28 protein-coding genes, 2 tRNA genes and 1 pseudogene are annotated in these 26,126 nt (G+C 36.5%); 3 read left to right on the plus strand and 28 right to left on the minus strand.

Features of this window, described 5'->3' with window-relative positions; all coding sequences use genetic code 11:
• Positions 1–6: 6 nt before the first annotated feature.
• Positions 7–1,521: a MauE/DoxX family redox-associated membrane protein gene (locus N4G44_RS20530; protein ID WP_474929562.1), complete on the plus strand. Its 1,515-nt coding sequence runs from the start codon at positions 7–9 to the stop codon at positions 1,519–1,521.
• A 22-nt stretch (positions 1,522–1,543) separates the two neighbouring features.
• On the plus strand, positions 1,544–1,804 hold the full coding sequence (locus N4G44_RS20535; protein WP_128572504.1) for a DUF6520 family protein: 261 nt from the start codon (positions 1,544–1,546) through the stop codon (positions 1,802–1,804).
• A gap of 38 nt (positions 1,805–1,842) precedes the next feature.
• On the opposite strand, the gene N4G44_RS20540 is transcribed toward N4G44_RS20535, so the two are convergent.
• From N4G44_RS20540 to N4G44_RS20565, 6 genes are all read right to left on the minus strand, one after another.
• Positions 1,843–4,383 carry an alpha/beta hydrolase family protein gene (locus tag N4G44_RS20540; protein ID WP_474929565.1) on the minus strand — a complete coding sequence of 847 codons (2,541 nt, stop codon included), beginning with the start codon at positions 4,381–4,383 and terminating at the stop codon, positions 1,843–1,845.
• Positions 4,370–5,755 (minus strand): RagB/SusD family nutrient uptake outer membrane protein, encoded by a 1,386-nt coding sequence (locus tag N4G44_RS20545; RefSeq protein ID WP_474929567.1) that lies wholly within the window; start codon positions 5,753–5,755, stop codon positions 4,370–4,372. The genes N4G44_RS20540 and N4G44_RS20545 overlap by 14 nt, the downstream gene beginning before the upstream one ends.
• A 107-nt stretch (positions 5,756–5,862) precedes the next feature.
• A complete protein-coding gene (locus N4G44_RS20550) occupies positions 5,863–6,795 on the minus strand; it encodes a hypothetical protein (RefSeq protein WP_474929569.1) in 933 nt (310 codons plus the stop codon).
• Positions 6,756–7,190, minus strand: coding sequence for a TonB-dependent receptor domain-containing protein (locus N4G44_RS20555; RefSeq protein WP_474929571.1), 435 nt, complete (start codon positions 7,188–7,190; stop codon positions 6,756–6,758). Before N4G44_RS20555 ends, N4G44_RS20550 begins: the two co-directional genes overlap by 40 nt.
• Positions 7,187–8,602 carry a TonB-dependent receptor plug domain-containing protein gene (locus N4G44_RS20560; RefSeq protein ID WP_474930112.1) on the minus strand — a complete coding sequence of 472 codons (1,416 nt, stop codon included), beginning with the start codon at positions 8,600–8,602 and terminating at the stop codon, positions 7,187–7,189. Before N4G44_RS20560 ends, N4G44_RS20555 begins: the two co-directional genes overlap by 4 nt.
• Positions 8,545–8,727, minus strand: coding sequence for a hypothetical protein (locus N4G44_RS20565; RefSeq protein ID WP_474929573.1), 183 nt, complete (start codon positions 8,725–8,727; stop codon positions 8,545–8,547). The genes N4G44_RS20560 and N4G44_RS20565 overlap by 58 nt, the downstream gene beginning before the upstream one ends.
• A gap of 650 nt (positions 8,728–9,377) precedes the next feature.
• On the opposite strand from N4G44_RS20565, the gene N4G44_RS20570 reads away from it, so the two are divergent.
• Positions 9,378–9,755 carry a hypothetical protein gene (locus tag N4G44_RS20570; protein ID WP_474929576.1) on the plus strand — a complete coding sequence of 126 codons (378 nt, stop codon included), beginning with the start codon at positions 9,378–9,380 and terminating at the stop codon, positions 9,753–9,755.
• Positions 9,756–10,115: 360 nt separating this feature from the next.
• Here the strand turns inward: N4G44_RS20570 and N4G44_RS20575 are convergent.
• From N4G44_RS20575 to N4G44_RS20680, 22 genes and pseudogenes are all read right to left on the minus strand, one after another.
• Positions 10,116–10,465: pseudogene (locus N4G44_RS20575) on the minus strand (immunity protein Imm33 domain-containing protein).
• Positions 10,466–10,506: 41 nt separating this feature from the next.
• The gene (locus tag N4G44_RS20580) at positions 10,507–10,836 is read right to left on the minus strand and encodes a hypothetical protein (protein WP_474929578.1); all 330 of its coding nucleotides are present in this window, start codon (positions 10,834–10,836) and stop codon (positions 10,507–10,509) included.
• Positions 10,833–11,249, minus strand: a complete 417-nt coding sequence (locus N4G44_RS20585; protein WP_474929581.1) for a DUF2314 domain-containing protein — start codon at positions 11,247–11,249, stop codon at positions 10,833–10,835. Before N4G44_RS20585 ends, N4G44_RS20580 begins: the two co-directional genes overlap by 4 nt.
• On the minus strand, positions 11,225–12,205 hold the full coding sequence (locus N4G44_RS20590) for a hypothetical protein (RefSeq protein ID WP_474929583.1): 981 nt from the start codon (positions 12,203–12,205) through the stop codon (positions 11,225–11,227). The genes N4G44_RS20585 and N4G44_RS20590 overlap by 25 nt, the downstream gene beginning before the upstream one ends.
• 53 nt (positions 12,206–12,258) lie before the next feature.
• Positions 12,259–12,792, minus strand: coding sequence for a DUF4304 domain-containing protein (locus N4G44_RS20595; RefSeq protein WP_474929584.1), 534 nt, complete (start codon positions 12,790–12,792; stop codon positions 12,259–12,261).
• Positions 12,793–12,910: 118 nt separating this feature from the next.
• Positions 12,911–13,336, minus strand: a complete 426-nt coding sequence (locus tag N4G44_RS20600) for a DUF4844 domain-containing protein (RefSeq protein ID WP_474929586.1) — start codon at positions 13,334–13,336, stop codon at positions 12,911–12,913.
• A 12-nt stretch (positions 13,337–13,348) separates the two neighbouring features.
• On the minus strand, positions 13,349–13,813 hold the full coding sequence (locus tag N4G44_RS20605) for a hypothetical protein (protein ID WP_474929587.1): 465 nt from the start codon (positions 13,811–13,813) through the stop codon (positions 13,349–13,351).
• A 6-nt stretch (positions 13,814–13,819) separates the two neighbouring features.
• Positions 13,820–15,052 (minus strand): hypothetical protein, encoded by a 1,233-nt coding sequence (locus N4G44_RS20610; protein ID WP_474929589.1) that lies wholly within the window; start codon positions 15,050–15,052, stop codon positions 13,820–13,822.
• A gap of 8 nt (positions 15,053–15,060) precedes the next feature.
• Positions 15,061–16,155 (minus strand): hypothetical protein, encoded by a 1,095-nt coding sequence (locus N4G44_RS20615; protein WP_474929591.1) that lies wholly within the window; start codon positions 16,153–16,155, stop codon positions 15,061–15,063.
• A gap of 13 nt (positions 16,156–16,168) precedes the next feature.
• A complete protein-coding gene (locus N4G44_RS20620) occupies positions 16,169–17,530 on the minus strand; it encodes a hypothetical protein (RefSeq protein ID WP_474929593.1) in 1,362 nt (453 codons plus the stop codon).
• Positions 17,531–18,704: 1,174 nt separating this feature from the next.
• On the minus strand, positions 18,705–19,319 hold the full coding sequence (locus tag N4G44_RS20625; protein ID WP_474929594.1) for a site-specific integrase: 615 nt from the start codon (positions 19,317–19,319) through the stop codon (positions 18,705–18,707).
• 53 nt (positions 19,320–19,372) lie between these two features.
• Positions 19,373–19,606 carry a phage integrase SAM-like domain-containing protein gene (locus N4G44_RS20630; RefSeq protein WP_474929596.1) on the minus strand — a complete coding sequence of 78 codons (234 nt, stop codon included), beginning with the start codon at positions 19,604–19,606 and terminating at the stop codon, positions 19,373–19,375.
• The gene (locus N4G44_RS20635) at positions 19,600–19,926 is read right to left on the minus strand and encodes an Arm DNA-binding domain-containing protein (RefSeq protein ID WP_474929599.1); all 327 of its coding nucleotides are present in this window, start codon (positions 19,924–19,926) and stop codon (positions 19,600–19,602) included. Before N4G44_RS20635 ends, N4G44_RS20630 begins: the two co-directional genes overlap by 7 nt.
• A 250-nt stretch (positions 19,927–20,176) precedes the next feature.
• Positions 20,177–20,250 (minus strand) — tRNA-Asp (locus N4G44_RS20640).
• A 32-nt stretch (positions 20,251–20,282) separates the two neighbouring features.
• A tRNA-Asp gene (locus N4G44_RS20645) sits at positions 20,283–20,356 on the minus strand.
• Positions 20,357–20,490: 134 nt separating this feature from the next.
• The gene (trxA, locus tag N4G44_RS20650; protein ID WP_040995543.1) at positions 20,491–20,808 is read right to left on the minus strand and encodes a thioredoxin; all 318 of its coding nucleotides are present in this window, start codon (positions 20,806–20,808) and stop codon (positions 20,491–20,493) included.
• An 85-nt stretch (positions 20,809–20,893) separates the two neighbouring features.
• Positions 20,894–22,069: a cysteine desulfurase family protein gene (locus N4G44_RS20655; protein WP_474929604.1), complete on the minus strand. Its 1,176-nt coding sequence runs from the start codon at positions 22,067–22,069 to the stop codon at positions 20,894–20,896.
• A 1-nt stretch (position 22,070) separates the two neighbouring features.
• On the minus strand, positions 22,071–22,535 hold the full coding sequence (locus tag N4G44_RS20660; RefSeq protein WP_474929608.1) for a hypothetical protein: 465 nt from the start codon (positions 22,533–22,535) through the stop codon (positions 22,071–22,073).
• A 23-nt stretch (positions 22,536–22,558) separates the two neighbouring features.
• Positions 22,559–23,146 (minus strand): HAD family hydrolase, encoded by a 588-nt coding sequence (locus N4G44_RS20665; RefSeq protein ID WP_474929610.1) that lies wholly within the window; start codon positions 23,144–23,146, stop codon positions 22,559–22,561.
• A 4-nt stretch (positions 23,147–23,150) separates the two neighbouring features.
• Positions 23,151–23,876 carry an SDR family NAD(P)-dependent oxidoreductase gene (locus N4G44_RS20670; RefSeq protein WP_474929612.1) on the minus strand — a complete coding sequence of 242 codons (726 nt, stop codon included), beginning with the start codon at positions 23,874–23,876 and terminating at the stop codon, positions 23,151–23,153.
• Positions 23,876–25,195: an FAD-binding oxidoreductase gene (locus N4G44_RS20675; RefSeq protein ID WP_474929616.1), complete on the minus strand. Its 1,320-nt coding sequence runs from the start codon at positions 25,193–25,195 to the stop codon at positions 23,876–23,878. The genes N4G44_RS20670 and N4G44_RS20675 overlap by 1 nt, the downstream gene beginning before the upstream one ends.
• A complete protein-coding gene (locus N4G44_RS20680; protein ID WP_474929618.1) occupies positions 25,192–26,079 on the minus strand; it encodes a decaprenyl-phosphate phosphoribosyltransferase in 888 nt (295 codons plus the stop codon). Before N4G44_RS20680 ends, N4G44_RS20675 begins: the two co-directional genes overlap by 4 nt.
• Positions 26,080–26,126 lie beyond the last annotated feature (47 nt).

The following is a 26,126-nucleotide window of genomic DNA, read 5'->3' on the forward strand; positions in this document are numbered from 1 at the left end:
CTTATTATGAAAAAGAAACTGACACAACTTCCCATATGGATTGCTTATTTTTTTATCCTGTTGTTTTGCTACGCAGCCATCAGCAAAATATTTGATTTTGAAAACTTTCAGGTTCAAATCGCCCAGTCTCCATTGTTAAGTGCTTATGCTATAATAATTACCTATGGAATACTTTTCCTTGAACTTTTGGTCTGCTTCTTTTTGATATTTGATAAAACGAGATTCATTGGATTGTACGGTTCCTACATACTGATGCTTCTCTTTAGTATCTATATTTATTTTATCCTCAATTATAGTGAGTTTATTCCCTGTTCCTGCGGTGGAATTCTTGAAAAAATGGATTGGCAAACACATCTCATTTTTAATCTGATATGTGTCCTGGTTGCTGTAGTTGCCCTTAGTATCGAAACGTATGCAAACCACAAAAAACAAGGGAAGCTCTTCTTCAGCCTTCTAATCACAGCAGGCCTCTGTATCACCGCAATGCTCATCATGTATCAAAAGTCAGAATATATTCTTAAGAAAGATAATGGTTTTCAAAGAAGATTTTTACAGCATCCTATTCTTAAAAATGGTACGTATGATTTAAAACTGAACTCCTATTATTTTGCCGGCTTTTCAGGCGATACCCTATATCTTGGGAATTACACAGCATCGTTTTCACTCACAAAGATTACCAATTTTACGGGAATGGAACGAAAAAATCTGCAACTCAGCCGCACAGACATTAATTTCAGGTCTCCCCTGCTTGAAGTTACAGACGGTCTTATCACATTGTATGACGGAACAATCCCGATCATTTTTGAAGGAACAACCGGGAGCAATAAACTCCCTGAGCAAAATATTGGAAAAACATATTTCAGGAAAATCAAACGAATTGATCATAATCACTTTCTCATAGGTGCTTTCCACCGCAAAAAGCAGATTCAGAGTCTGGGGATTATCAGTAAAGGAAGCAAGGATTCTGTAAGGTTTAATCCAGAGCTTTTGGAAAAGAATAAAGAAGGTTTTTTTGAACCCGATGGGCAATTAAATTATGATTCTTTTACTGGTAAGGTTGTTTATGTTTACCATTACAAGAACATGTTTGTAGTTACTGATCGAAATCTGAAATCAAAACATGTATTCAGGACTATTGATACCGTCAGCATCCCGCGGCTAGGTCTTTCCCACTTAGCCGATGGCAGCAGAAAGCTTAACAATCCGCTGGTGGTCAACAAAAGGTCAATTGCCTATAAAGGGGTTCTGTTTGTGGAGTCGGACCGCAAAGGAAAGCTGGAAAAAGATAGGGGTAATAAAGCCATTATACTTGATCTTTATTCTATTCAAGAGCAGAAATACCTTGGCAGTATCAGTATTCCCAACAGGAATAAGGAGCAACGTGTACAATTTACCATACAGGGAAACCAATTGTATGTAATGATAGAAAATGAACTGATCAGATATCGTTTTGCGCAAAACATCACTCAACATTTCATTTCAGGGAAGCCGAAAACCTGTACAAAGAGTAGGCACCAATAATAAATTTATAACAATGAAAAAAATGAGAAAAATCGCATTGCCATTGGCTATCCTGTTAATCGGAGCAGGCAGTGCGTATGCTACCAATGTAGCATCAGAGACTAAAAAAGCTGATATTCCTGGATGGAAAATTGATCTTGAAAATCCGGAACAGCCTTGTGTCATGACTAGTCAGCTGTGTACGACAGATAATACTGGTATTGTCTGTACGGTAAGTGACGCTTCCGGTGTCCATGACCTGTATGAATCCAGTTGCGAAACAGAATTATTCAGAATTCCTTAACTGTTAGCTATTACTAACTACTAAAAGAAGGGTGCACTTTATTGAGCACCCTTTATGTATTTCTGTATCCAGGGGATATTTTTTTCATTCTTCAAATGATAATTAAACCAATCCAGAATTTTCACGGTCAGGTCTTTCTGTGCTTCTACCCTGCTTAAACTGTGACCTTCCTTAACATAAAACAGGGCAATAACAGGCTTCCGGTATTTCCTTAAGGCAATAAACATGGATTTGGTTCCTTCTGGGCTTACATTGCCATCATCAGTCCCCGTCCACAACAGCATGGGTGCACTGACATCCTGAACAAACATTATCGGATTATTTTTGATATATTTTTCAGGATTTTCTGCCATCGTAGCCTTAAACCAGTACTGGCGCCCTTCATACCTGTAATAGTCGGGAGCATTAAAATGATAATTGTACGCATAATAAGTCCGTACCACATCAGAAACTGCTGATCCTGAGACATAGGCTGCAAAACGGTTTGAATGACCCGCAATAAAATTGGTTTCATAACCGCCAAAAGACTGTCCCATGAGTCCAATCTTTGTCATATCTACATTCCTAATCTTCTGTAATTCGTCTAAGGCATTATTAATGCTTTCCAGTGCTGAAATTCCTGCTCCTTTGTCAGATTGCGAGATATCAGCAAGCAGTACGGCGAAGCCCTCCTCCATCAACAGCGGGATATTCAGCCCTGTGGGATTCGAGAAGGAAGGTCGCAGGAATCTTTTGGTCATATAATCCTGCTTCTCATACACATGGATAACAACGGGGTATTTTTTTGAGCGGTCATAATTCATCGGCATATACAAAGCTCCGCTTATGGTTTTTCCATCCGAGCCTTTGTAGGAAATCTTAATAAGCTCTGCCTGTTCAAATTTCTGATTCTTCTGATCTGAAACATAAAGAACTTTTGGATTTTCTTTCTCTTTCTTTACTACAAGCCTTGGCCGTTTATTATAGCTTTCCTCAATCCAGTAATAATTTTCACCCTGATTCAGCTTTTTAAATGCCGTGATCTCATCAGGGGTAGGCTTTTGGATGATTTGCAGCTGCCTGTTTCTTAAACCGGCATAAGTGATATGACTGGTCTTCGAACCCGTGATTTTTAACAGCAAACTCTTTTTGATATCTACGGTCCTGAAATCTCTTCCGTATCCTAATTCCGTACTGATTCTTGTAAAATTCACCAGCTCGATTTCTGAATCATCATTTGCGGTAAACATTTCTTTCATTTTCTCAGTGGCCAGATTATATTCAGAGATCCTGTTTCCTCCTACCCATAGAACTTCTTTCTCAGAAGTAAAATAAGGAACCATAGCCGCAGAAACCTTTACATCTTCCATCACCAAGGTTAGCGTATTGTACAGCTGCCAGTTGTTTTCCCTCTGAATTAGCAGGTACTGACCGGACGGTGAGATTACCATCTGTTTCCGCAGATCCGTAATCAAAGTATAGGTATCAGTTACCGCATTCCAGAGATACAGCCTGTCATAGCTATTTCCTCCTGCTTTATCCATTTTATCCACCTGCTGCTTATCGGTTTCATACGTCAGGTAGCGTGAATTGCCGATCGCCGTTTCTCCAAAATGTCCGGAACGGGTCATCAGAACCTGCTTTCCGCTCACGGGCTCCCAGTTCACCTGGATGTATTCAGTTACCGCTTTTGCATGTTTCTTAAGGTCGAAGTCCGTTCCGTACCAGATATCAACCATTCCTTTTTCTGGCAGGATTTTCTTTCCTAATTTAAGGACAATACTATTATCAGAACGGGAAGGATTCAGCATCATCTGATCATAGTCAGCGTAACTGCTTCCATCAAAAATATATTGTTTTTTATCCTGAGAAACATAATAGAGGTTGGTCTTACCTTTCTTTCGGGTCTGAATCACAAAGCCTTTCTGTTTCATTCCTGAAGGCAAAATATTGCTCAGCTCATCATGGGTCGAAAAGATTGTTTCAAAAACTCCATTCTTTAAAATTAATGCTTCAATCAGATCACCTGTCTTTCTCCTGGCGATGGTCTCATCCCCTTCAGAATAGATATGCTGAATACCGGAAATACTTTGTCGACGGCTAAGATCAGTATCATAAACTTCCAGCCTGCTTTCATCTTTTTCAGTATACAGCACCATAAAGGCATGCTGCTGTTTATTGTAGATAAACTTTTTTACGTGATAAAAAAAACGGGACTTTTCGGTTTCGGGATTAAGATACTCCAATGTATCTTTTGTCTGTATCGCGAGATCGTTTCCCACCCAAATGATAAAATCAATATTTTTTCTTTCCGTTCTGTGGTCTTTATTTCCTGTTCTTTGCAGCATCATACTCTTTGTCCCGTCAACAGAGAATATATACCATGCCAGCCATTTACCGTTATCAGAAGCCTCAGGAAATTTCATTTCTTCGGTATCCTTAACCAGCTTTTCCAGATGCTCATACCGCTGGGCTGAAAGGTTTTGTGGCATAATAATGAGAAGAAATATCCATAATATCCATACTACTACAGAGAAATTTCGCCTTAGGAAAGATTTGAAAGTGATATAATCAATATGTGACGCCTTAATATCCATCATTTTGTGGTGTTAAGTGACTATTCAAAAGCATTTCTTTCTGCGGCAACGGCAGATATTGATTGGTCGCTTTCCAGTTAGGCTTTACAGGTTGTAAGAGATACAGTTGTCCCCACCGTTTCAGGTCTATAAACCGACTTCCATGTTCTGCAAAAAATTCTTTTCTTCTTTCACTTTTTATTTCTTCCATCGCCTGAGCCTGCGAAATGGAAGTACTGAGTGGTGTTAACCCCGCCCTTTGTCTTGTCTGATTGATGAAAGGAACTGCCTGGGTTGTTTTGTTCTGCATGGTTAAAGCTTCTGCCAGCATCAGGCATACATCCTCTAACCTGTAGATGATAGAATATTCTGTCGTATTGGTAGCGGTAGTTATTTTATATTTGGTCTGCTTGTAATTGGTCTGGGAACCAAACACCACAGCGGTAAAATAGTTTTGCCGTCGAAGATCGGTGGCTGAAAAAGAACTTATAAGATCCGGATTCAAAATAAATGAAGTAGGCGCGCCCACAAAGTTATAGAGCACGGCTTCACTTGTCGGGTCAGTATTGTTCTTAGGTTTCAGCTGCCAGATAATATGCTTTCCTGTTTTCTGAAATACTTTAGAAGGGTCATTTTGAAAAACATAGTCAGCATTCTGAATAATCGTCTGGCATAAAGCTTCGGTTTCCTGCCATCTTCCCAGCATCATTTTCATTTTTGCCTGTAAAACCAGGCCTGCTGCCTTATTAATATAAATCCTTTCTGCATTCCGGTATGCTGAGGGCAGAAGGTTCACCGCTTCCGATATATCGGCTTCTAGTCTTGGCAGGAATTCATTCTTAGGTATTCTGCTTAAAGTCGAGTTATAGACATAATCTGTTGTAGTAGTGTAGGGAATCTCCCCATACATCTGGTAGAGGTAATAGTAAATAAGGCTGCGGACGAGCATTGCCTCTCCCTTTATCCTGCTTTTTGCTGATACCGAAAGGCTTTTGGATTTTTCCACACCTTCTATAATGCTGTTGGCCATATACACCTGCTGATAAGCCGTAGTCCATACCTGGTTCACGGTAGCATTGGTTGCCAGCGGCTGGTTATGATAGATATCCAGGATGCCGTTTCCGGCGCTGGTGAAAACGCAAGTAATATCATCGGTATAATTTCCGAGTAAAGCACCGGAACCGTCTGTCGTGCCACTGATTACTGAACCGGTCCATAGTCCCGAGTATAGTCCAGCGAGCGCCGCATCTGCGGTTTTCTCATCTTCAAATACCTGCTCTGTGGCCAGCTGGTTGTTCGGAAAATCTGTTTCTATAAATTTCTCACACGATACTGCGCTTAAAGCAGCATAAAGCATCAAAAGAAGCGCTATTATAGAGTTTATAATATTTTTCATTGTTAGTTGCTAAAAGTTATTACATATAAAATCATCAATTATCTCAATTGTTAATGATCCCAAATCTTTATCTTTAATTTTTAATCACTAATCATCAATCTTAATCGTTAAAAAGTCACCTGAAATCCCAGGGAATAGGTTTTCAGTGGTGGCAGGTAGCCTACGAGATAAAACTCCGGGTCCATTCCAAAGTAATTGGTGATGGTCAGAAGGTTTTGTCCCTGCACATAGATCATAGCTTCTTTGATGCCCAGCTTTTGCATGGGAATGCGGTAGTTAAGCTGTACATTCTTCAGCCTGATATAGGAAGCATCACTTATTGCCGCTGTTGAGTTCTGAAAGAACCCGTGCAGGGAAAGCTTCTGGGGGTTGTACCCTGCTGAATATTCCATATAGCTGCCTCCCGGGTTAGATGGAGACCATGCGTCCAATACTTCTACAGGCTGATTGCTGAGTGCCCCGGGCAGAAGCATCTGGCGGTTGTAATTCCAGTTTCTCTGTTTTACAAACTGCCACAGGAAAGATGCTGACCAGTTTCCAAACCTGAAATGATTCGACCATCCTCCGAAAAACCGGACACCCAGCTTTTCCACCGCCTTATTATCGTCAGGAGAGGTAATCTTTCCGTCACCATTGAAATCTGTAAACTTATACAATCCGGTGGCAGGGTTTATGCCTTCATACTGGTACACCTTAGCAATGGTTGTCGGATAGCCGATCATATACTGATTGGAGTAGGTAGAACCTTCGAGATTCGGGAATTCTACAAGCGTATTCTTGGGAATGCTCAGGTTAAAAGAGGTTTCATATCTGAGTTTTCCTTTTCTTAAGACCTGAACGGAAGTGTCGAATTCCCAGCCTGTATTCCTGATCTTTGCCGGAAGGTTGGACTGAACAGAAGGAAAGCCCGTGGTGGCAGGAAGCGGAATTCCTACCAGTTGATTGGAAGAGGTGTTTTCATAATAGGCCCCTGAAAAATTAAAACGTCCGTTGAAAAGTCCTATTTCCAGTGCCAGTTCTTTTTCAGAGTCTTCTCCCAACTGAAATTAGGGTTATACAGCCTCGCCGGATTTAAACCGGTCTGCCCGTTATAGATACCCGATGAAATAATATAGGTATTGAGATATTGGTAATCTCCTATCTTATCGTTTCCCGTGGTTCCGATGCTTCCCCGAAGCTTACCCAGGCTCAGCCATTTTATATCTTTCAGAAATGGCTCTTCTGAGAAAAGCCATGCTGCTCCTACCGCTCCGAAGTTTCCGAAACGGTTATTGGCACCAAATCGGCTGGAACCGTCACGCCTTCCGGTAAGGTTTAAGATATATCTTTTCTTCAGCTGATAATTAAAACGGGCAAAAACTGCCGTATAGTTATACTGGCTTCGAACCTGATCAGAAATGGTCTTTACGCTGGCGGCTCCAATATTATCAATCAAAGCATTGCTTTCAAAGCCTTTTCCTGAATGGCTCCCTGCTCCGATTGTGTTTTCTGCAGGGTTGCTCCGAGTAAAAATTCAAACTGGTGATTTCCGGTTTTGTAAGCGCCCACCAGTTGGGGTTCGAGGATATAGGAAAAGTTCACCTGGTTATTCCGGGAAGAGGTGGAATTCATGCTGGTCTGTCCAAAAGAAGGGTTATTGATCGTATGGGGCTTTATCGAGCGTTCTTCGAAATTCTGATAGCTGATTCCGGCGTTCATTTTTAATGAAAGGAAAGGAAACAGCTTATAGGACACATTAAGGCCGTTATTAAAAAAGGCGGTCTTATTGGAATATTCGCTCAGAAGCGAAGCCACCGGATTGTTAAAGGTTCCGTTCTCCCAGTTGATGTTCCCTTCTGCGGTATAAAGCGTCGGAGCATTGGGGCTCAGCATAATACTCTTTAGCGTAAGGTCATCATTCTGCACATTGTTCTGCTGAAAAGAGAAGGTATTTACCAGGCTAAATTCCATTCTCCTGTCGGGAGTAAGATAACTGAAATTGGCATTGATGTTATTGGTTTTATATTTGAAGTCAGCCGGCAAAACAGTGGTCTGCTCATTATGACCATAGCTGATCTGGTAAGAAAAGTTTTCAGAGCCGCCACTCATCGACAGTTGAACGCTGTAGGCATCTGCCATGTTTCCGATCAGTTCTTTCTGCCAGTCGGTGTATCGGGATTGGTTCCAGGTTCCGTTGATGTCATACATGGTAGCGGGATAGGCTACATTATCATTCTGGAATGCCTGGCGACGCATACTGATGTACTGCTCCGTGTTCATCATTTCCATAGGCCTGGTAATCCTGCTTAAGGAATACGAGGTATTAAACTTGAGCTCAGATCGTCCTTTCTTTCCTCTTCTAGTGGTTACAATAATCACCCCGTTGGCTCCTCTTGATCCGTAAATAGCTGTCGCATCCGCATCTTTTAAAATCTCAAAGCTTTCAATATCATTTGGATTGATAGCGTTCAGGGGATTGATGGAAGACCATGGAAAGATTTTATTAGAATACAGCGAAGGGGTCTCGGAAGCCTGTGGAACCCCGTCTATAATATATAAGGGTTCATTACCCTCACGTCGGATACTGTTCTTTCCCCTGATCTGGATCTCAAATCCACCTCCCGGAGTTCCGGTATTCTGGGTAATGCTTACCCCCGACATCCTTCCCTGGGCAGCAGACAGTACATTAGATACAGGCTGGTTTTCGATATCTTTTGCCGATACTTTTGCTATGCTTCCAGTGCGCTCCTTATCTTTGACTTTATAATACCCTGCATTGAGTACTACTTCTTCAATATGGTTTACTTTTTCTAAAGCGGGCTTATTTGAAGGGGATAAGGTATCGGTTTTTTCCTGAGTACGGAAGATTCAGGAGGAATTTTTCGAGGAATAGTATCAGAACTGCTCTGTACCTGTGCCTGAAAAGAGACGCCTGCTACCGTCAGCATAAAGACAAAAGCTATGCTCCCTATGCTGGTATAGGATTTTTTCATAAATTTGAAAAGTTTAATTTAATTAAGCAATTAGGCTCTTTCCTGCTCAGCTGTCAACTTTTGCGGAAAGGGCTTTTTTATTTCTTATTGTTCTGTAACAAAAAGATAACTAAGTATCGTTATAATAGGTGCTGCTTATTTTCATTTGATGGCCTTTTATGGTTACATTGTGTTTTAAATATTGTCTAGGAGGAAGTTTTGGGAGATTACAAAACCTCCAACCTAAACACATCATAAAGAATTAATATGAATGAAATTAACCTCGAGTGTGAACTGTAAAGCTCCAATGGATGCGCTGCCATTGTATCCTATCTAATCTTTATAGTAAAAGCAGCTTAGAGAAATGTAGAGAAGGCGGACATCATTGAAAAAAACAGCGTGGAACTCTACCTACCGTATCAGAGGTACTGGCATACCCTTTACCACGAATAAGAGAGCCCACGCTTAGAACGTGAGCAATCTGCTTATTGTCTTGTGGTAAAATGAAAAGTGCCAGTTTTCTGATACAAGATTCTAAGCGAATAGCTTCTAATATTTTTTGAAGTTTCGCAAAATTACAATTAAGTAACTTCTTTTACAAAGATAAGAAAAAATATTTTGGTATACAAAACTATACCAAAATATTTTTCATTATGTGCTTAATTGCATTTATGATTAAAGAAAGTGAAAAAATTATAATTATAAAAACTGCGATTACTTTGCGTAAAATGCTAAGTAACAATAAGAGTTCCTCAGCGAAATCAGATGGTAGTATGGACATAGTCAATAGTTATGATAAAATAGCTGCAAACTCTAATTCAGAACTGACCAAAGCTACAGTAAATGGTGCTTTTAGCGGAAAGAAAAGGTCAACGATGGCAACTATTGTTCTTATTGTTGAGTCAATGGGTTATACAATGATTAATTTTGCTGAAATTTATGATAAGCTTTCGGAAAGAGATGTTAGTAAATTCAGAGAAGAAATGCTTAAAAAAGTTAGTAAATTCCATAATTATATTTCAACCATTCTGTTATTTGTTAATAGGTAAATAGACTACAAGTAATTTATGGGAGTAATGATAAAAGAATTAGAGAGCAATTTGCTCTCTAATTCTTCTAAAATATAAATTGTACAATCTGTTAAAATTGACCAGTGTTCAGTTGATTTTGGATGAATATAAATCGTCTCTTTCAATGCCCCTTCTTAAAGGTTAGCTAAATCTTGCTGATAATACTGCATGTATCGCCATCATAAAAAATCCACTCCTGACCGTTATCATCGGTAAAATGAATTTCTTCATTATCAGTATAATAAAGCCCTACGAATCTTTCTCCTATTTGTATTGTAGAGCCTTATTCTAATTCCTGTTCAATTTTTAGAACTTCAAAAATAACATGATACTCAGTCATTATACATTTAATAAATTTTCATCGAACCATACATCTTCATAGCCTTTATTATCTATCAGAAAACGATTTCCTGCTGGAAGTCCTAAATATGACATAACAAAAGAAGCATTTTCCAATAAATGATATGCGTGTGAAGGCTGAAAAAATCAAATGCTTCTGAGTATTCTCCTGACCAAATATACCAACCATTTAATGTTTCTGTTCGAGGATGTCTTAATCCATTTATTTGAATATTGGGATTAAAATTTCTGCCCAATGCAATTAGCGTATCTAATTCAACCAAATCTGATATTTGAGAATATTTCATGCAAATTTTTAGTTGTTTTTCTAAATAGTCTTTATTCATCATTCAAAAAGATTTAATACTTTCCAATCTCCGTCTTTAGATCGCTATATCCATAATTTATTGAATGTAAAATTTCCGTTTTGATAGATAACCTTTTCTTCAATTAATTGCTGATCCTGTTTCTCTTGTACAAGAGTAAAACACCTTTCTATATTTTCGAAATTTGGAAATTCGTTTGATTGATAAGTTTCATATAGAGATGATTTTAATGCTTCTGTTATTTTATTTTTTATTTCTGTGGTAATAATTGCGCCTCTTTCCTTCAGTAAATTTTCCGCTTCCATTGCAAAATCTTTACAAGAAAAGACTCCTTTTAAATCGTTATTTGAGTAATAATTTTCAATTTTAATTATAGCTCCTTCGGGTGTAGTCAAATCCGGTTGAAAAAATCATTTCCACCATCAATTTTTACTCCGAAATCAATGTCAAAACTTATTTTTGCTTCATCATCAAGAGTATTTCTATAATGCCGTATAGTATAGCCGCCGATCAGCCTTCCGTTTTCAATAATCATCCAATCAACAACATCATTTATCAGGATTTTTTGAGAATTACCATTTTCTGCTAAGTTGCCTAAATAATAATTTTCTTCAATTTTTACATTTTCTAACCATACATAGACATTTTCAGAGTTTTTAAACTTTACAGACTTATATCCTGAAAACTCATTATTTATCAAATGGTTAAAATACCAAAGTGTATTTTTAGCTTTATATAAATGGTATGTATACTCTTTTGTTTCTTCAATTTTTCCACTATTTTTCATTCCAAAATGTCTTTTATCCACTGTGCGGATTTTAAAAATCGTTTTGCTGTATCGTCACCCCATTGCACTCCATAATCAAATGCATAGATTTTACAGTTTTCATTTTTTAAAACAGTATGTACAATTTGTAAAAGCATTTTGTTATCAATAATTGCAGATAGTTCTTGAAATTTATTGTTCCAACTGGAATTAGGATTAGCACCTCTGGCAGTATCTAAAAAATTAATTAACTGAATTTTTATCTTAAAGTCATTCCAATTATCTTTTAAAAAATCCAAATTCAAAATATCATTAATAATCTTATAGCAACCTTGTTTATTTTCTACTTGAAAGTTCTTCAGATAGGAAATTAATTCGGAATCTTTTTCTGATACTGATTTTAAAATCTTTTTAAAACAGATAATATCATGATGATAGGTTTTCTGATATATAATCTGTAATATATTTTTCAAAGTTTCAAACTTAATTTTGGTAGTAGCCTGTTTGAAAATACCACGAACATTTTCTATTTTTAGTATATCTTCTAAAAAGTTGCTGTTGGGAGAAACAAAATAATTATCCTTGAGATAAATGGTAACATTGAAAAAATCTTCCGGTGAATAAACTAATTTCTTATCATTAACAAGTTTGGGTATCAAATTCTCTCTAAGTAAAAATCCCAACCTTGCAACATAAAGTGATCTGAAAAAAGCACCGTTGAATTCATTATTGTAATTCAATAATTTTGGAAGAATATATTTATAACTTTTCCTTTCGATTTCTGATGAAATAAGCTCGTTAAATTTGGCTTCTAATTCTTTTTCAGTTATTAATTGCTCTTCATGGTTGCTCGTTGCTTCTTCATGTTTCAATAGTAATAAGTCAAACCAAAATTGTATATTAATAAAATCAGTTTCAGAAATATTCAGTTCTTTGGCTAAAATTTTTGATTTTGCCAGTTCATCATTTTTAAAAGTCAAATATGGATTATTGGTCATAGTTTTTTTGCATTTTGGGGACTTTACCTTCTAAAAATTCTTTTCTCTGTATTTCATCGCCTAAATTCATTGTAAAATTCGTCCTTCCCCCAAAAAGTTTTTAACTGCCATATTCCATTCTCCTGTGACATCGTCTGAGAATTGCCAAAGAATATGATAACCATTCTCATTTGAAAATCCTTCATTATCTGCCTGAAAAAACTCTCTATCATTTTTTTAAAATCATCTTCTGAACTTATACTATTCATTTTATCAACAAGTTTAATTTTAAGAATATTATTTAGTTCCTCAATTCTTACAGAATCAGAAATATCAATATCCAAATTAAGTAATTGTGTAATTCTATTTTTCTCTTTTTCTTCCAATGAAGAAACTTGCTGAAAAACGTGCATGGTCAAACCATCCAATGGAATAGAATTAATAATATAACCATAATTAATATAAAATGAATTGCTAAATTGAGATTTTTGCAAATGAACAACCTTTGTTAATTCATTTCCGCTAATTACCCAATAATTGCTCTTTTTCTTAAATCCATTAGGTATTAATAATTTGGATAAAATATTTTCTAATATTTTACTTTTCATAATAATTAGGAATGACCTAAAACAGTATTCCAAATTCCACCGTATTGTTTTTCAAATAAGGTTTTATATTTTTCTAACTTTGCTGCACCAGATTTCATTCCTTTTGGGTTAAATGATTTTAGAAACGTTTTCCATAGAGCCATTCATTAAGAATTCCACCCGAACTTTTTAATCCTATTGCATCCATTATTCTTTCAAAAAATCCACAGATATATTCTCTGTCTTCAGTATCTAAATTAAAAGAATCAAATTTTGAAATATTTTTTCTAATTAAATCCTGATATTGTTTATTGTTATATCCATTTTTAGCTCCTTTTTTAAATTCGTCAATGACTTCATCTAATTTTTTGGATAGAGCTTCTCTTTGTTGCTCATTTGCAAGACCCGGATATAAACCCTCTTGTTTAAACTTTGGTGCTTTTCTTAATTTTTCAAGTTTTTCAATTATCATTCCTGAGTTTTCATTTTTATTGCAGGAATAAATTATTGAGCAGAGAAGCAGAATTAAAATAACTTTTAAAGGAAAGTTCTTTCTAAGTATCATTGCCAAATTGTTTTATATAAATTCATTTTTTTTAAAGAAAATTTCGATATCGGATTTGAATTTTTCAGCATCAAAATCCTTGATTTTCTTTGAGAGCTTGTCTAAGTGATTAAACGAATCTAATATCTTTAATATTAAAATCTTTTTACTATTTTCATCAGATGCCTCTACAAATTCATCATATAGATCATAGTCGAATTTAATATCATAACTAAAAGTTTTTATAATTTCCATAGGAAGCCCTGTAATGCGGTTTTTAGAAGCCTTATAAGCTGTATATTTAGGCTTTCTTTCTTTATACCATTCTTCATATCCGGGCTTTGTTTTAACTCCAACAAAACCAATAAGAAATGTTTCGATATCGGAGCCATAATTTTTGTCCTTTAGATAATTTTCTAAATCATTTGATACTTGTTGAATAATATCGCTTTTCTTTCCTGATCTTGTGTCTACTTCTTGTGTTATTGCAAATTTCATAATATTTTATCTGAAAATTTTATTACCCGGAGGTAGTGTACCATTTTGAAAGAAATAATTATAAATTTTAGTTTTTTCCATCATTTTAATTTGTCTTTGAGTTCCACTAAACTCATTTCGTTGTATAAGTCGTGCTTGATTTAATTCTCCTTGGGTATATCTGTCTGTTGATGTAGTTTCCCCATATTTCCAGACATCTCCTCTATTCAAAAATGTAGAGCCTGTTGGAGTAGAAAAGCCAGAAGAATAAACAGGATATTGTCCAGATGCAGATGCACGTAATGAGTATTGCCATCCAGTAGGGCCATCCGGCTTTTCTTCTATTTTAGACATTTCATAATCCATTTTCTGGATTAATGCCCCTGTTGCGTAGATAGATAATATTCCTGCCGCAACAACATCCGCAGGAACATCTTCAGGACCACCACCTACTGTAATTGCTCCTGCCGCCGCTGTAAGCCCTTGCTTCATTGTCTTTCCGGAATTATCTACTGCATAATCAGCATAGTCTACACCTCCTAAAAGCTGTGTCCCATTCTTCAAAACAAAGCCGTGATCTCCTAACTGATAATGGTTTCCGTCTGAAGCTGTATATGAACTTCCAGCTCCTCCCGGAGCAATATGCTGAGCACCTTTTCCATAAGCCTTTTCTGCTTCTGCTTGATTGGTAACACGACTGTCATAAAAAATTGCATTAGCAGTTCTTACCCAGTCTTTAGCTTCTCTCCCATCTGGATCAACAAACCTCGTGGGATTGTTAAAGGCAAAGTTGTAAGGTGTCCAGTTTGAAAACTCCTCACTCAAAGGATCTGGCGAAAACCAACGTCCTGCGGTATCGAGATACGGCTGTGCATCCGGATCAGTCAGGTCAATTTCCCTAAACTCAACAATATCTCTTGTTTTTCTGTTAAAACGAACAGAGCCGATACTAATAATACTATCAATATCGTGAACCTCCAAATATTTTCCTTTGCTTAAAGTGGCTATTTTAGGATAAAAACCGTACTTTTTAAATGGATTCGCCAGTTCAATATTTTTTCTCCTTCTTTCGGCTTCCTGTGGAGTGAGTGAATCTCTGGACTTCAAAACCTCGCTCATATATGGGCGTGATCTTTCTTCCTTTGTCAACTTTACAGGATTTACATAAGGCTTTTCGGGCTTTTGAGAAGTTTTGCTTTTTACCTGAGCATGGGAAAATCCTATCAGCAGGAAAAAGATAAAGTAAAAAAATTTTTTCATGATTGTGATTATTTGCTAAAGTTATTTAATAATTTTTTATTCTCATATTTATTTCTCTCTGTTTTTAACGATACAAGCCATTCCAGATACATTTCTTCGGGCATTTGCCTGTAACCAAGATCATAAATGTGACCGTATTCTTTTTTCATGAGTTCCATCAGCTCCAAAGCTTTTGGATCTTTCTGAGCAATCTTAATATTTTCCGGAACATCTTTGCCCAGGTTCATTTTAAACATAATATTTTCAAACTGTTTTTTGTGTGTTTCGGCTCTTAAAATTAGAGCCTTAGCAAAATTGGGATAAACTTCTACTGCCCTGTTTACAGTTTTTAAAACAAACTCTCCATCGTTTTGGGGATAGCTTCTATTATATGCCTGAGCGAGATCAAAAAGACATAAAGCAAGGCTTTCCTTGTTATTAAGTGCTTTCATAAACACTCCGTTTTTAATTGCATCTAAATGAATATATCCTGAAGCCATCAACCAACCGTCTTCCGGAAAAATACCACTTGTAAGCTCGGTATTAAACCAACCGATAGATTTAATTTGATGTTTGATATACACATGATTGGGAGCTAATGCGAGGTTGGCATCTACCCCCAATTCCTCTGCTAAAATTTTGTATAGATAAGGCATAGAATTACAATTACCTTTATGGGTAGCCAGTAATTTAGATACAAATAGGTTAGGGAGGTCGTTATGCCCGAAAACATCTGTAAAATCATATTCAAAAGGCTTGTACTGAATAACTGTATCTTTTACCGCTACCGGAAGAGAACGGCACATAATAGAGTAAACCGCAGAATATTTGCTAACTTTTTCCTTGTCGGCTTCTTTATATTCCAAATCTCTGCTTTTTAAAATACTCTGTGCAAAACTCTTTAAAAATTTAATTTCTTTATTGAGTGCCGTTGTATCGAGTTTTCCCTGATAATATGCTTCTTCTACGCTGAAAACAGCATCTTTAAAGCTGTATTTTTGCCTGTCTTCCAACATATTGTCAATGGTCTGGTAGGCATCATTATAAAATTGGTTGTTCTGAGCTTTCGCAGTTCCCAAGTTCAGGAACAAAATAAATATTGTGAATGGTAATAAATTTTTCATAAATATTAATTCATTATGTTTTAAGATAAAATAGTCTTCGTCTCTCTTCCTCTTCTTTCTTTTTCTTCTCTTCAATTCGTCTTTTTTCTTCCTGTGCTTTTTTCAGTTCCTCCTGTTTTTTTCTCTGTTTTTCAGCATTAATTTGCTTTATTCTTTCTGCAATTTCTTCGCTCTGCTGTCTATTGGCTTCCCTTCCCATGTTGCCGAGCCATTCCGAATAAGCAGAGCTTGACATAAATTTGAATCCTAAATTATCAATTCTATCAAACTGTGCTTTCGTTTCCTGAAGAAGTTCCACCGCTTTAGGAAAATAGCGAATGTTTTGGAGTTCCTCCGGATTTTCATTATTCTGAATTCCTAAATTATCGGTAACGTGCTTAAACCTTGCCTGTTGATACATGGATTTAAGCAAATTTGCGTACATATTATTAGGGTAATATTCCAAAGCCTTATCCAATGTTTTATCTACAAATTCATCCATTCCGTATTTATGAATGTAGCCGTTCGCCAGATCAGCATAAAATTGTGACATGAGTTCCTTTTTACTCAGACTGTTCATGTACAAGTTATTTTGCAAGGCTTCTGAGCCGATATATCCGGACTCCAAAATCATGGAATTTGTTGTAAAAATTCCGTTTGTCAGCTCGATATTCTGCCACTGATCCTCACTATCTAAAAATTTAATATAGGTGTGGTTCGGGGCAGTAGCGAGAGAAGCCTGTGCGCCCATTTGCTCAGCGATCATCAGATACAACAAGGGCATTGAGTGGCATTGCCCCTTTCCTGTTTTCATAAGCTTTGTAGTAAACATTTTAGTCCAGTCTTTCGCTCCGAAATAATCGTCAAAATCATATTTATAATTTTTAGAAAAGTGCTTAAACAGAGCAATGTTTTTCATGGTGTTGTCTTCAGTATCGAGCTTGTCAGCTCTCATTTTCTGAAGTACCTGCTTTGCAGTCTGTTGTATTCCGGCTTTAAACTGCTTAAAATTTTGTTTACCACCATAAAAAGCATTCTCTACGATAAAATTAGCTTCAGTTGTTGAATAGTTTTCAGAATCAAGAGCAGAAAGTTTATCAAAGGCATTATAATAGGCATTTGTTCCTGCCTTTCCAGAAAGCGAGGGCAGATTATATCCTGAATCTTCCAACGCCTTTACCCTGCTATAAAATACAGATCTTTCGGCTTCTGCCTGTTCCTGTTCAAACCGCCTGATATCTTCCTGCACCCTTTTTACATCCTGTTGATATGCTTGGGGAGTTCTTACATTATTATTGTAGTTCTGGGAAACTACAGAAGTTGTACTGTTCCTTTTGGGATTGGTAAAGCTCTGGTCAGAATAATTCTGAAAAGTAGAGGGATTGGGATTTTCCATAGTTGGTAACTTAGGAATCTGAGCGAATCCTAAGGAGCTTAAACAGAGGAAAAAGGATTTAAAATAAAAATTTTCCATTGTATATTGTGATTAACTGCAAAAATAATTTTTTTTAAAATCATCCAATAGTGATCTCTCAATATTCTACTTTACAAAACTAAATCAGATTAACGTCAAAACTTGACGTATAATCTTTTATTTTCATTATTTGTAATTCTAAGAAAATTAGAAGAAATACATATAGGTATTTACACTCTTTTTCTTCCCGTATTTTTACGGATATTTTTCTTAACAATAAAAAGAGCGTGAATTGACATCATCCTCCGTTCAGGCTACTGGAATAACCTACTAAAGAAATGAGCAAAACACGCCCCGAGAGGGCGCATCTTACAGTCATAATTCTTTAGTGATAATATTTCCAGTATTTGAACGAAGAAAATGAACTGCTTAACGCAATATTTTTATATGTATTTTCAGGCTACTCTTATAATTTTCTAATTTTAGATTTAAAACAAATATATTAAGAAAAGGTGGATCAAAAAAATAAATGTAATTTCTAATAATAAATCTCTTTAAAATTGTTTAACTTAGAAGATGTGTAATAACATAGAAAAAATAGTATTTGATGCACTGTTTTAAGTAGACTTTATATATAAATGAATCGGAACTAATTCCAAAGAGACATTTAACAATTCTCATTGGGAAAACTAGGCAAACCACAGATAACAATAAAACCCTTTTGTAATTTTCGATTTTTTCACCATACTTACCAGATTAGTGCTTGAAGATATTTCAAATCTTCCATAAAACTTTAATATATATGCATTAAAATACGAATGAAGTTATTATCTTTGATTTGTAAAATGAATCAAAAACCTACATTTTCAAAGTGAGTAATTCGGTGAGTAGCCTGAGACTCAGCTTTAAAAGATGTTGATAAATAAAGAGGTTTAAAGAGACGGTTCGAATCCCTCCAAAAAAAGTACCTCCTTTCTTACATCGAGTTCATGCTAAAAAAATGCTGTCAATAATGACAGCAATAATTTGGTATTAAAATATCGACTTAATATCTATTTTTATCATATTTCTGATTTTAGTTGTATGTGTTGTACAGTATAATATCTTCCAGCCTTTATTAATTCACATCGAGTCTCGCTATTTGATCTAATTAGTTCTAAACAATCTTATTACGAAATTTTTGTTTTAAAGAAATCATATCTTCACTCACTTTGCTATCCAGAATCTTGGCATAATGCTGAGTTGTTCTCATATTTTTGTGACCAAGCATTTTACTCACACTCTCAATGGAAACTCCGTTTGACAGGGTAACTGTTGTCGCAAAGGTATGTCGGGCAATATGATAGGTCAATTCCTTATTGATACCACACAGATCAGCAATTTCTTTCAAATAGGCATTCATTTTTTGATTGCTGAGAATAGGAAGTAATCTTCCACTATTTACACAGGTCGGATGATCTTTATATTTCTCAACGATATTTTCGGCTTGAGCAAGCAATGGAATGTTAGAGGTGGTTTTCGTTTTTTGTCGTTTGGTAAAGATCCATCGGGTTCCATCTAATCCAATATTGATGTTGTTGGTAGTTAACTTTTGAGTATCAATATATGCCAACCCCGTATAGCAACTGAATAAAAAGATATCTCTGACCAATGATAATCTCTCATTTTTGAAGTCCTTAGTTAAAAGCCTTTTCAGTTCCTGCTCATTAAGAAATACTCTTGTTACCTCATCAAATTTTGAATCATAATTCATAAATGGATCTTTTTCCAACCAACCATGATTCAAGCAAATTCTGATGATCTTCCCAAAGTTCATAACATACTTTACGGCTGTATTGTTACCACAAAGTTTTTCAGTTCGTAAAAAAATTCAAAATCATTGAGAAAGGCATAATTAATTTTCCTAATATCAATATCAGAAATGTCATATTTCCACCATAAAAATTCTTTGGTATGGCTTAAGCAGGTTTTATAGCGGGTTAAGGTTCCCTTAGCATACTCCTTCCCTACTAACTTCTCCATCCTGTCATTATGATCCTGAAATATTGGGATCAACATTCGATTTTTTGATCTCTGCCCAATAGTCTGTTCTTAATAATTTCACAGCTTACCAGTTCACTTTCTCTTATTAGTGCATGATAGGTATCATAAACTTTCTGCTCAAATGTCTTAAGATAAAAATTTAGTGATTTGCATTCTTCCGAAGACCCTTTTACACTTTGAGCCGGGGAGTTCCATTTGGAAGGCAATACGGTGCGTTTTGTACTGATTTCAGAAATTTTTCCGTCAATAGTAATTCTCATGTAGATGGGTGCTTCTCCCTGAGTGTTGATTTTAGCTTTTTTGAGATAAAAAAGCAGGTTGAATGTCTTATTCATATGTGCCGTTTTTAAAAATTTCAAATTAAAATCATTAAAAACTTCCCACAAGATGTTCAATTTCTGAACAAGCCCATGAACAGGCTTTTTTCTTACTTTTCAGTGACCTTTTTTCAACCTTTCTAACAGGTCACTGAATAGGTCACTTTCAGATTGTGGTTTTTTAGCTCCATTTGGAACCGACATAAAACAAAAAATGCTGTAAAACATCTATTTTACAGCATTTTGTACTATTTTGATTTAATAGTTGCGATCCGGACGGGACTCGAACCCGCGACCTCCGCCGTGACAGGGCGGCATTCTAACCAGCTGAACTACCGGATCTAATTTTTTTAAAAGTAAATTATAAACTTTTGCGATCCGGACGGGACTCGAACCCGCGACCTCCGCCGTGACAGGGCGGCATTCTAACCAGCTGAACTACCGGATCATTTTCTGTTGTTGTAAAGAACGTTGTTTCTTTTTTGTGATTGCAAAATTACACCTTTTTTAATTCCCTGCAAATTATTTGTTAAAAAAAAGCCTCCCAAAAATGGAAGGCATTCATTATCAAAGTTATTTTTTTTATAAGTGTGCGCTTAGTTTTTCTGCGATCACCTCTTTTGGAGCCACACCAACTAATTTATCCACTACTTCACCGTTCTTAAAAATCAGAACTGTAGGGATATTTCTGATCCCGTACTGCATAGAAATTTCCTGGTTGTTGTCTACATCCACTTTTCCTACTACTGCTTTTCCTTCAAAATCTGATGCTACTTCTTCGATGATTGGTCCTAAAGTTCTGCATGGTCCGCACCATACTGCCCAAAAGTCCACCAATACCGGCTTATCTGATTTTAAAACCGTTTCCTGAAATGAGCTGTCCGTAATTTCTAAAGCCATTTTGTTTCTTTTATTTAAATTAATATTATATTCTTATTTCAATCCTTAATCGGATATTCAAAATTACGATTTTTAAGCAATAAGACTATCTATGCTCAACATTTGTTTTTTCTATAGCGAAGTCTTTTGAAATTTCCGCTAAAGCGTCTGCAAGAGCATCTATATCTGCTTTTGTTGTCATATGGCTGAAAGAAATACGTAATGGGGTACAATGTTCCATTTCATCCTCTGTAAGCACCATCATCATGACCATGGATGGCTTTGATGCTCCTGAAGAGCAGGCGCTCCCCTGAGAGATGGCAATTCCTTTCATATCCAGCTGAAGCCCGATCAAAGGATCTTTGTATGGAAGCAATGCACTTAAAACACTGTCAACACTATTCTCCAACTCACCGCTTCGTCCGTTGAACTTAATATTCGGAACCTTTACAGATAGTTGTTCAATAGCGTATTCTTTAATTTCTCTTATATGGGCGGCATATGTCTCCATATTGTTGATGCAAAGCTCTAAAGCTTTCCCCAGACCTACGATACCGGCAACATTTTCGGTTCCCGCTCTCAGGCTTCTTTCCTGAGGACCACCGGTAATAATTCCTTTCAAACCGGTTGACTTTCTGATAAAGGCAAAGCCTACTCCTTTCGGACCGTGGAATTTATGGGCACTGCAGGAAGCAAAATCTACAGGGATATCTGAAAAATCGAATTTCATATGAGCCATGGTCTTCACCGTATCAGAGTGGTAAAGAGCATTGTTTGCTTTGCATAATTCTGCAATTTTTTTAATATCTACAATATTTCCAATCTCATTATTGGCATGCATTAAGCTTACCAAAGTCTTTTTATCTGAAGATTTTAAAAGTTCTTCCAGCTTATTAAGGTCGATATCTCCTTTTTCATTTGGACGAATATAGACTACCTCTACTCCTTTTCTGTTCTTCATATCTAAAATGCTCTCCGAAACACATTTGTGTTCCAGCGGAGAACTGATGATTCTTTCAACTCCAAGGTTTTCTACGCTGGATTTGATGATCATATTGTTTGACTCTGTTCCACACGAAGTAAAGATAATTTCCGCAGGAGTTACATGAAGATAATCTGCCACCTGTCTTCTTACATTTTCGATAAGAATCTTTGCTTCCTGGCCAAAACTGTGGGTAGAAGAAGGATTTCCGAAGTTCATCTTCATGGTGCTCACCATTGCATCTATAACTTCTTCGGCAAGAGGGGTTGTTGCAGCGTTATCTAAATATATTTTGTTCATTTTAATTGGAATATTTTAATTTTACTGAGGTAAACTGATAATCTGAAGGAACGGCAAAAATAAACCATGGATTAGAAAGTACCTGAATCTCCATCCCGCCTGATGGCTCAGCCGGAACTTCCACGTACAGGGTGTTATTTTCCACGAATGTATTTTTGATGTTGGTAATTCTATGACTGCCCGATCTGAAAATTCCCATGTGATACAAAATCACCTTTTTGTTTCGCGGAAATTCCGGATAGTTGACAGACGGTTCTTTTTTTAAACCTATAAGACCGAAACTGCCTTTAATGGAGTTCCGGAATTCCTTTTCATTCTTAATAATAGTAAATCCCGCTTCATCTGTACCTCCCTGCGATTCGGAAACAAGCAGCTCTGCATTTTCAGCTCTGCCTGATGCTTTTTGAGACGGCGCAGCGGTACAGTTCATTAAGATTGCAGTAGATAAAACAAGCAGTCTTTTCATTATTACATTTTTACCACCCAAAATTAGTGAAAAAATTGGTAATGTCCTTCATTTGCCCATTTAAGCATCTGGCGGTCACCGGAAGTATCTCCGAAAGCAATTATTTTATCGTATTTGGAGTCGTTTATTTCTGCTTTTATTCTTAAAAGTTTTTCTTTTCCGTTGCAGTTTTTGCCAATAAAATTCCCTGTAAAAACACCATTTTTAAACTCCGCACGTGTGGATACCAGCTGCATCTGAAGTTTTTCGGCAAATGGTTTTACCCAGATATCCAGTGAAGCGGTCACCAATAAACTTTGTGTATTATCTCTATCGATATTATTTATAAAGTCCAGAGCATTTTCCCTTACAATTTTTGGATAGTGTTGTTCAAAAAACTGTTTGGATTTCATTTCAATTTTTTCCTGGGTCTGGCCTTTCAGGATGGAACCAATAAAGCTTTTCTTCACTTTTTCAGTTTCAGCAAGCTTTAGTTTTAATAAAATAAAAAGGGGAACGTGTCTTAAAAATTGTATCCGGAATTTGGTAGAATCATAGAATTTAAGATACATAAACATGGTATCTTTATACGTAATAGTTCCGTCAAAATCAAAACAATACAATTTTTTCATTTTACTAAAGCTTTAATTTTTTAAATATAAATTCAGGGATGTTCCTGATGATCATCATAATAATGCCCCAGACCGGCAATACATAGGCTACATTCTTCTGCTTTTTGAAAGCTTTGTAAATACAGTCTGCCGCCTGTTTTGGGGTTGCAGTCAGTTTGGGATTCAAAGGCAGTCCTTCCGTCATTTTTGTGGCCATAAAACCCGGTTTTACGGTAAGAACATGTACTTTTTTATCAAAAAGATAATTACGTAGGCCGCTCAGATAGGCTGTAAAAGCTGCTTTTGCACTTCCGTAGATAAAATTACTCTGTCTTCCACGGTCTCCTGCCACTGATGAAAGCCCGATAATCGTTCCTGATCTTCTGCTTTCAAATTTCTGTGCAAAAAAGTTCATCACCGGAACCAGCTTTGAATAATTGATATTAATAATCCTTTCTGTATTCCTGTTATCATAAAGGCCTTCTTCCGTTCCATCTCCCAAATATCCTGCAGCACAAAATAATACATTTGAACTGACATGATCAAATTTATTGTAATCAATCTCTTTCATCAGATCAATTTCAATGACTTCCGACTGCTGCAGAAACTTTACATCAATGTGTCTTGCAAATCTTTCCGTCGTTTCCCTACTTGAAGTAAAGAGATATATTCTTTCAAATTTTTCGCCTTCCTGCAGGGCTTTTTCCACAAATGCCTGTGCCACTTCAGACGTACTTCCCAGAACTATCATTATGAATTGTTGTTTATGATTCTTTTGTGCTGTAAAGACACAAATTTTGAACTTTGAATATTCTTAAGGTAATTGGTGAGCGAAGATCTGCTCATGCTGTCTTTCGTAAGGTAGATCCTTCCTCCGAACTGCTGCACGATATCATCCAATTTATCCACCAGTTTTTTCAGTTTAGAATTGACCTTAAAATCCAGGGCCAGAGTATATCCTTCAAACGGAAATGAATTATAAGCCTCCGGATTGTTTTTCCCGAACAGCTTTAAAACCGCTAAGAACGATCCGTTCCCGCTTGCTGCAATAGTTTCAAGGATCTGCTTCATTCCTTCCTTGCCGGCTTCTTTCGGGATCACCATCTGGTACTGGATGAACCCTGATTTCCCGTAAATTTTATTCCAGTCAGTAATGGCATCTAAAGGATAGAAAAAGGTTTCATAATCAATGAATGACTTAACTTCTTTTTTAGCCTGTTTTTTATAGTACAGCAGATTGAAGATTTTCACTGTCAATGCGTTCAAAACAAAGCCTGGAAAATAAAAAGGAACCGTGGGCTGTAGTTTTTTCTTCAGTCTTAACGGTTGTTTTGCAAGATTTTGCGGAAGCTCGTGCTGAAAAGCGTGCTCACCTCTCATTAAAATACTTCTTCCCAGGTTTTTTCCTTTCTGAAGGCAGTCGATCCACGCCACTGTATACGTCCAGTTTTCGCTTTCTTCAAAGAGCCTGAAAATTTCATCCAGATTCTCTGCTTTTATGCTTTCCTGACGGATGTAGGCAGATTGTATATTTTTAAGTTTAAATTTTACAGTAAGGATAATTCCGGTAAGCCCCATTCCTCCAATAGTAGCCCAGAATTTATCTGAATTTTCCTCTCTGGAGCAGGTAATGATCTCCCCATTTTCGATCATCAGCTTGAATTCTATTACATATTCTGAAAAACAGCCTTCTGCATGATGATTTTTACCATGAACATCGGAAGCAATAGCACCTCCCACCGAAATAAACTTGGTCCCCGGTGTTACATACAAAAAATAGCCCTGCGGAACCGATATTTCAAGCACATCGGAAAGCAAAACGCCGGATTCGCATTCGATAATCCCGTTAAGACGATCGAAACTGATAAATTTATTCAGTTTTTTGGTAGAAAATATGGTTTCTCCCAGAGAAGCGTCACCATAGCATCTTCCGTTACCTCTTGCAATAATTTCGTTATGACTGAGTACAAATTCTTTTATTTTTTTGAAGCTGTCCTCAGATCTCATTTCTTTTTCTACCACCGGGAAATTGCCCCAGTTGGTAACTTTTTGTGTGAAATTCGGCTTCATTTTTTAAAATAAATCTGGATTAAAAAGGCAGCTACCCAAAGTACTAAAGTGATCTGGATATAGCGGTCTCTGTACACAATTTTCGTGGGGGATTCTGTTCTGTTGTATACCAAGGTTTGCTGAAGGTATCTTAAGAAGGCAAAAACGACAAAGATTACCGTATAAAAAACTCTTTCATGGAATCTTGCCTGAACTTCAGGGGAAAGGGTAAACATCAGATAGCAGACAATAGCTAATGTAACTGAAATAGAAAGAGCAATATCCGCAAACTGTACATTGTATCCATCCAGCGCTTTCCTGGTTTTACCGGAAACCTGGGCATTGATGAGCTCACCCCTTCTTTTTCCGATAGCTAAAACAAGGGCCAACACAAAGGTAAGTAAGATTGCCCATTGTGAAATCTCAATTTTTGTGATGTAACCTCCGGCCAAAACCCTGAACACAAAACCTAAGGCAATGATAAAAATATCAATAATCGGTACATGTTTAAGTTTAAAGGTATAAGCCAGATTCATTATAATATAAAGCCCGATAATGGTAGCAAACTTCCATAAAGGCTCATGAAAATAAAGCCGGGCAAGGAATACCAGTGCAATATCAAGGATAACAAGCCCTGTAAGAATTCCTATCGCTTTGGATTTTGAGATAGCTCCACTTGCAAGAGGCCTTCTTCTTTTTTCTGGGTGTTTTCTATCTGCTTCTATATCATTATAGTCATTCAGGATATAAACGACACTTGCTGCGAGGGAAAAAATAATAAAAGCAAAGATGCTTTTGGTAAGCAGATCTAAATTTGTAATGTTTCCGGAAAAGAACAGGGGGACAAAGACAAACAGGTTTTTCACCCATTGCTCCACACGGAGGAGTTTAAGATATTTCTTCATTTATGCTATTTCGGTTACAAAAATAGGGAATTCAAAATTTACACCAT

The organism is Chryseobacterium sp. GTID13, assembly GCF_056172655.1.

Bases quoted from the DNA above. Each gene is read 5' to 3' on its own strand.
- N4G44_RS20655 (WP_474929604.1), bottom strand. From the start codon at position 22,069: ATGAACAAAATATATTTAGATAACGCTGCAACAACCCCTCTTGCCGAA.
- N4G44_RS20530 (WP_474929562.1), top strand. From the start codon at position 7: ATGAAAAAGAAACTGACACAACTTCCCATATGGATTGCTTATTTTTTT.
- trxA (WP_040995543.1), bottom strand. From the start codon at position 20,808: ATGGCTTTAGAAATTACGGACAGCTCATTTCAGGAAACGGTTTTAAAA.
- N4G44_RS20540 (WP_474929565.1), bottom strand. From the start codon at position 4,383: ATGATGGATATTAAGGCGTCACATATTGATTATATCACTTTCAAATCT.
- N4G44_RS20595 (WP_474929584.1), bottom strand. From the start codon at position 12,792: ATGAAAAGTAAAATATTAGAAAATATTTTATCCAAATTATTAATACCT.
- N4G44_RS20545 (WP_474929567.1), bottom strand. From the start codon at position 5,755: ATGAAAAATATTATAAACTCTATAATAGCGCTTCTTTTGATGCTTTAT.
- N4G44_RS20630 (WP_474929596.1), bottom strand. From the start codon at position 19,606: ATGTTGATCCCAATATTTCAGGATCATAATGACAGGATGGAGAAGTTA.
- N4G44_RS20675 (WP_474929616.1), bottom strand. From the start codon at position 25,195: ATGAAGCCGAATTTCACACAAAAAGTTACCAACTGGGGCAATTTCCCG.
- N4G44_RS20600 (WP_474929586.1), bottom strand. From the start codon at position 13,336: ATGATACTTAGAAAGAACTTTCCTTTAAAAGTTATTTTAATTCTGCTT.
- N4G44_RS20605 (WP_474929587.1), bottom strand. From the start codon at position 13,813: ATGAAATTTGCAATAACACAAGAAGTAGACACAAGATCAGGAAAGAAA.
- N4G44_RS20535 (WP_128572504.1), top strand. From the start codon at position 1,544: ATGAGAAAAATCGCATTGCCATTGGCTATCCTGTTAATCGGAGCAGGC.
- N4G44_RS20665 (WP_474929610.1), bottom strand. From the start codon at position 23,146: ATGAAAAAATTGTATTGTTTTGATTTTGACGGAACTATTACGTATAAA.
- N4G44_RS20620 (WP_474929593.1), bottom strand. From the start codon at position 17,530: ATGGAAAATCCCAATCCCTCTACTTTTCAGAATTATTCTGACCAGAGC.
- N4G44_RS20590 (WP_474929583.1), bottom strand. From the start codon at position 12,205: ATGACCAATAATCCATATTTGACTTTTAAAAATGATGAACTGGCAAAA.
- N4G44_RS20635 (WP_474929599.1), bottom strand. From the start codon at position 19,926: ATGAATAAGACATTCAACCTGCTTTTTTATCTCAAAAAAGCTAAAATC.
- N4G44_RS20680 (WP_474929618.1), bottom strand. From the start codon at position 26,079: ATGAAGAAATATCTTAAACTCCTCCGTGTGGAGCAATGGGTGAAAAAC.
- N4G44_RS20610 (WP_474929589.1), bottom strand. From the start codon at position 15,052: ATGAAAAAATTTTTTTACTTTATCTTTTTCCTGCTGATAGGATTTTCC.
- N4G44_RS20670 (WP_474929612.1), bottom strand. From the start codon at position 23,876: ATGATAGTTCTGGGAAGTACGTCTGAAGTGGCACAGGCATTTGTGGAA.
- N4G44_RS20615 (WP_474929591.1), bottom strand. From the start codon at position 16,155: ATGAAAAATTTATTACCATTCACAATATTTATTTTGTTCCTGAACTTG.
- N4G44_RS20565 (WP_474929573.1), bottom strand. From the start codon at position 8,727: ATGAAAAAATCCTATACCAGCATAGGGAGCATAGCTTTTGTCTTTATG.
- N4G44_RS20660 (WP_474929608.1), bottom strand. From the start codon at position 22,535: ATGAAAAGACTGCTTGTTTTATCTACTGCAATCTTAATGAACTGTACC.
- N4G44_RS20570 (WP_474929576.1), top strand. From the start codon at position 9,378: ATGATTAAAGAAAGTGAAAAAATTATAATTATAAAAACTGCGATTACT.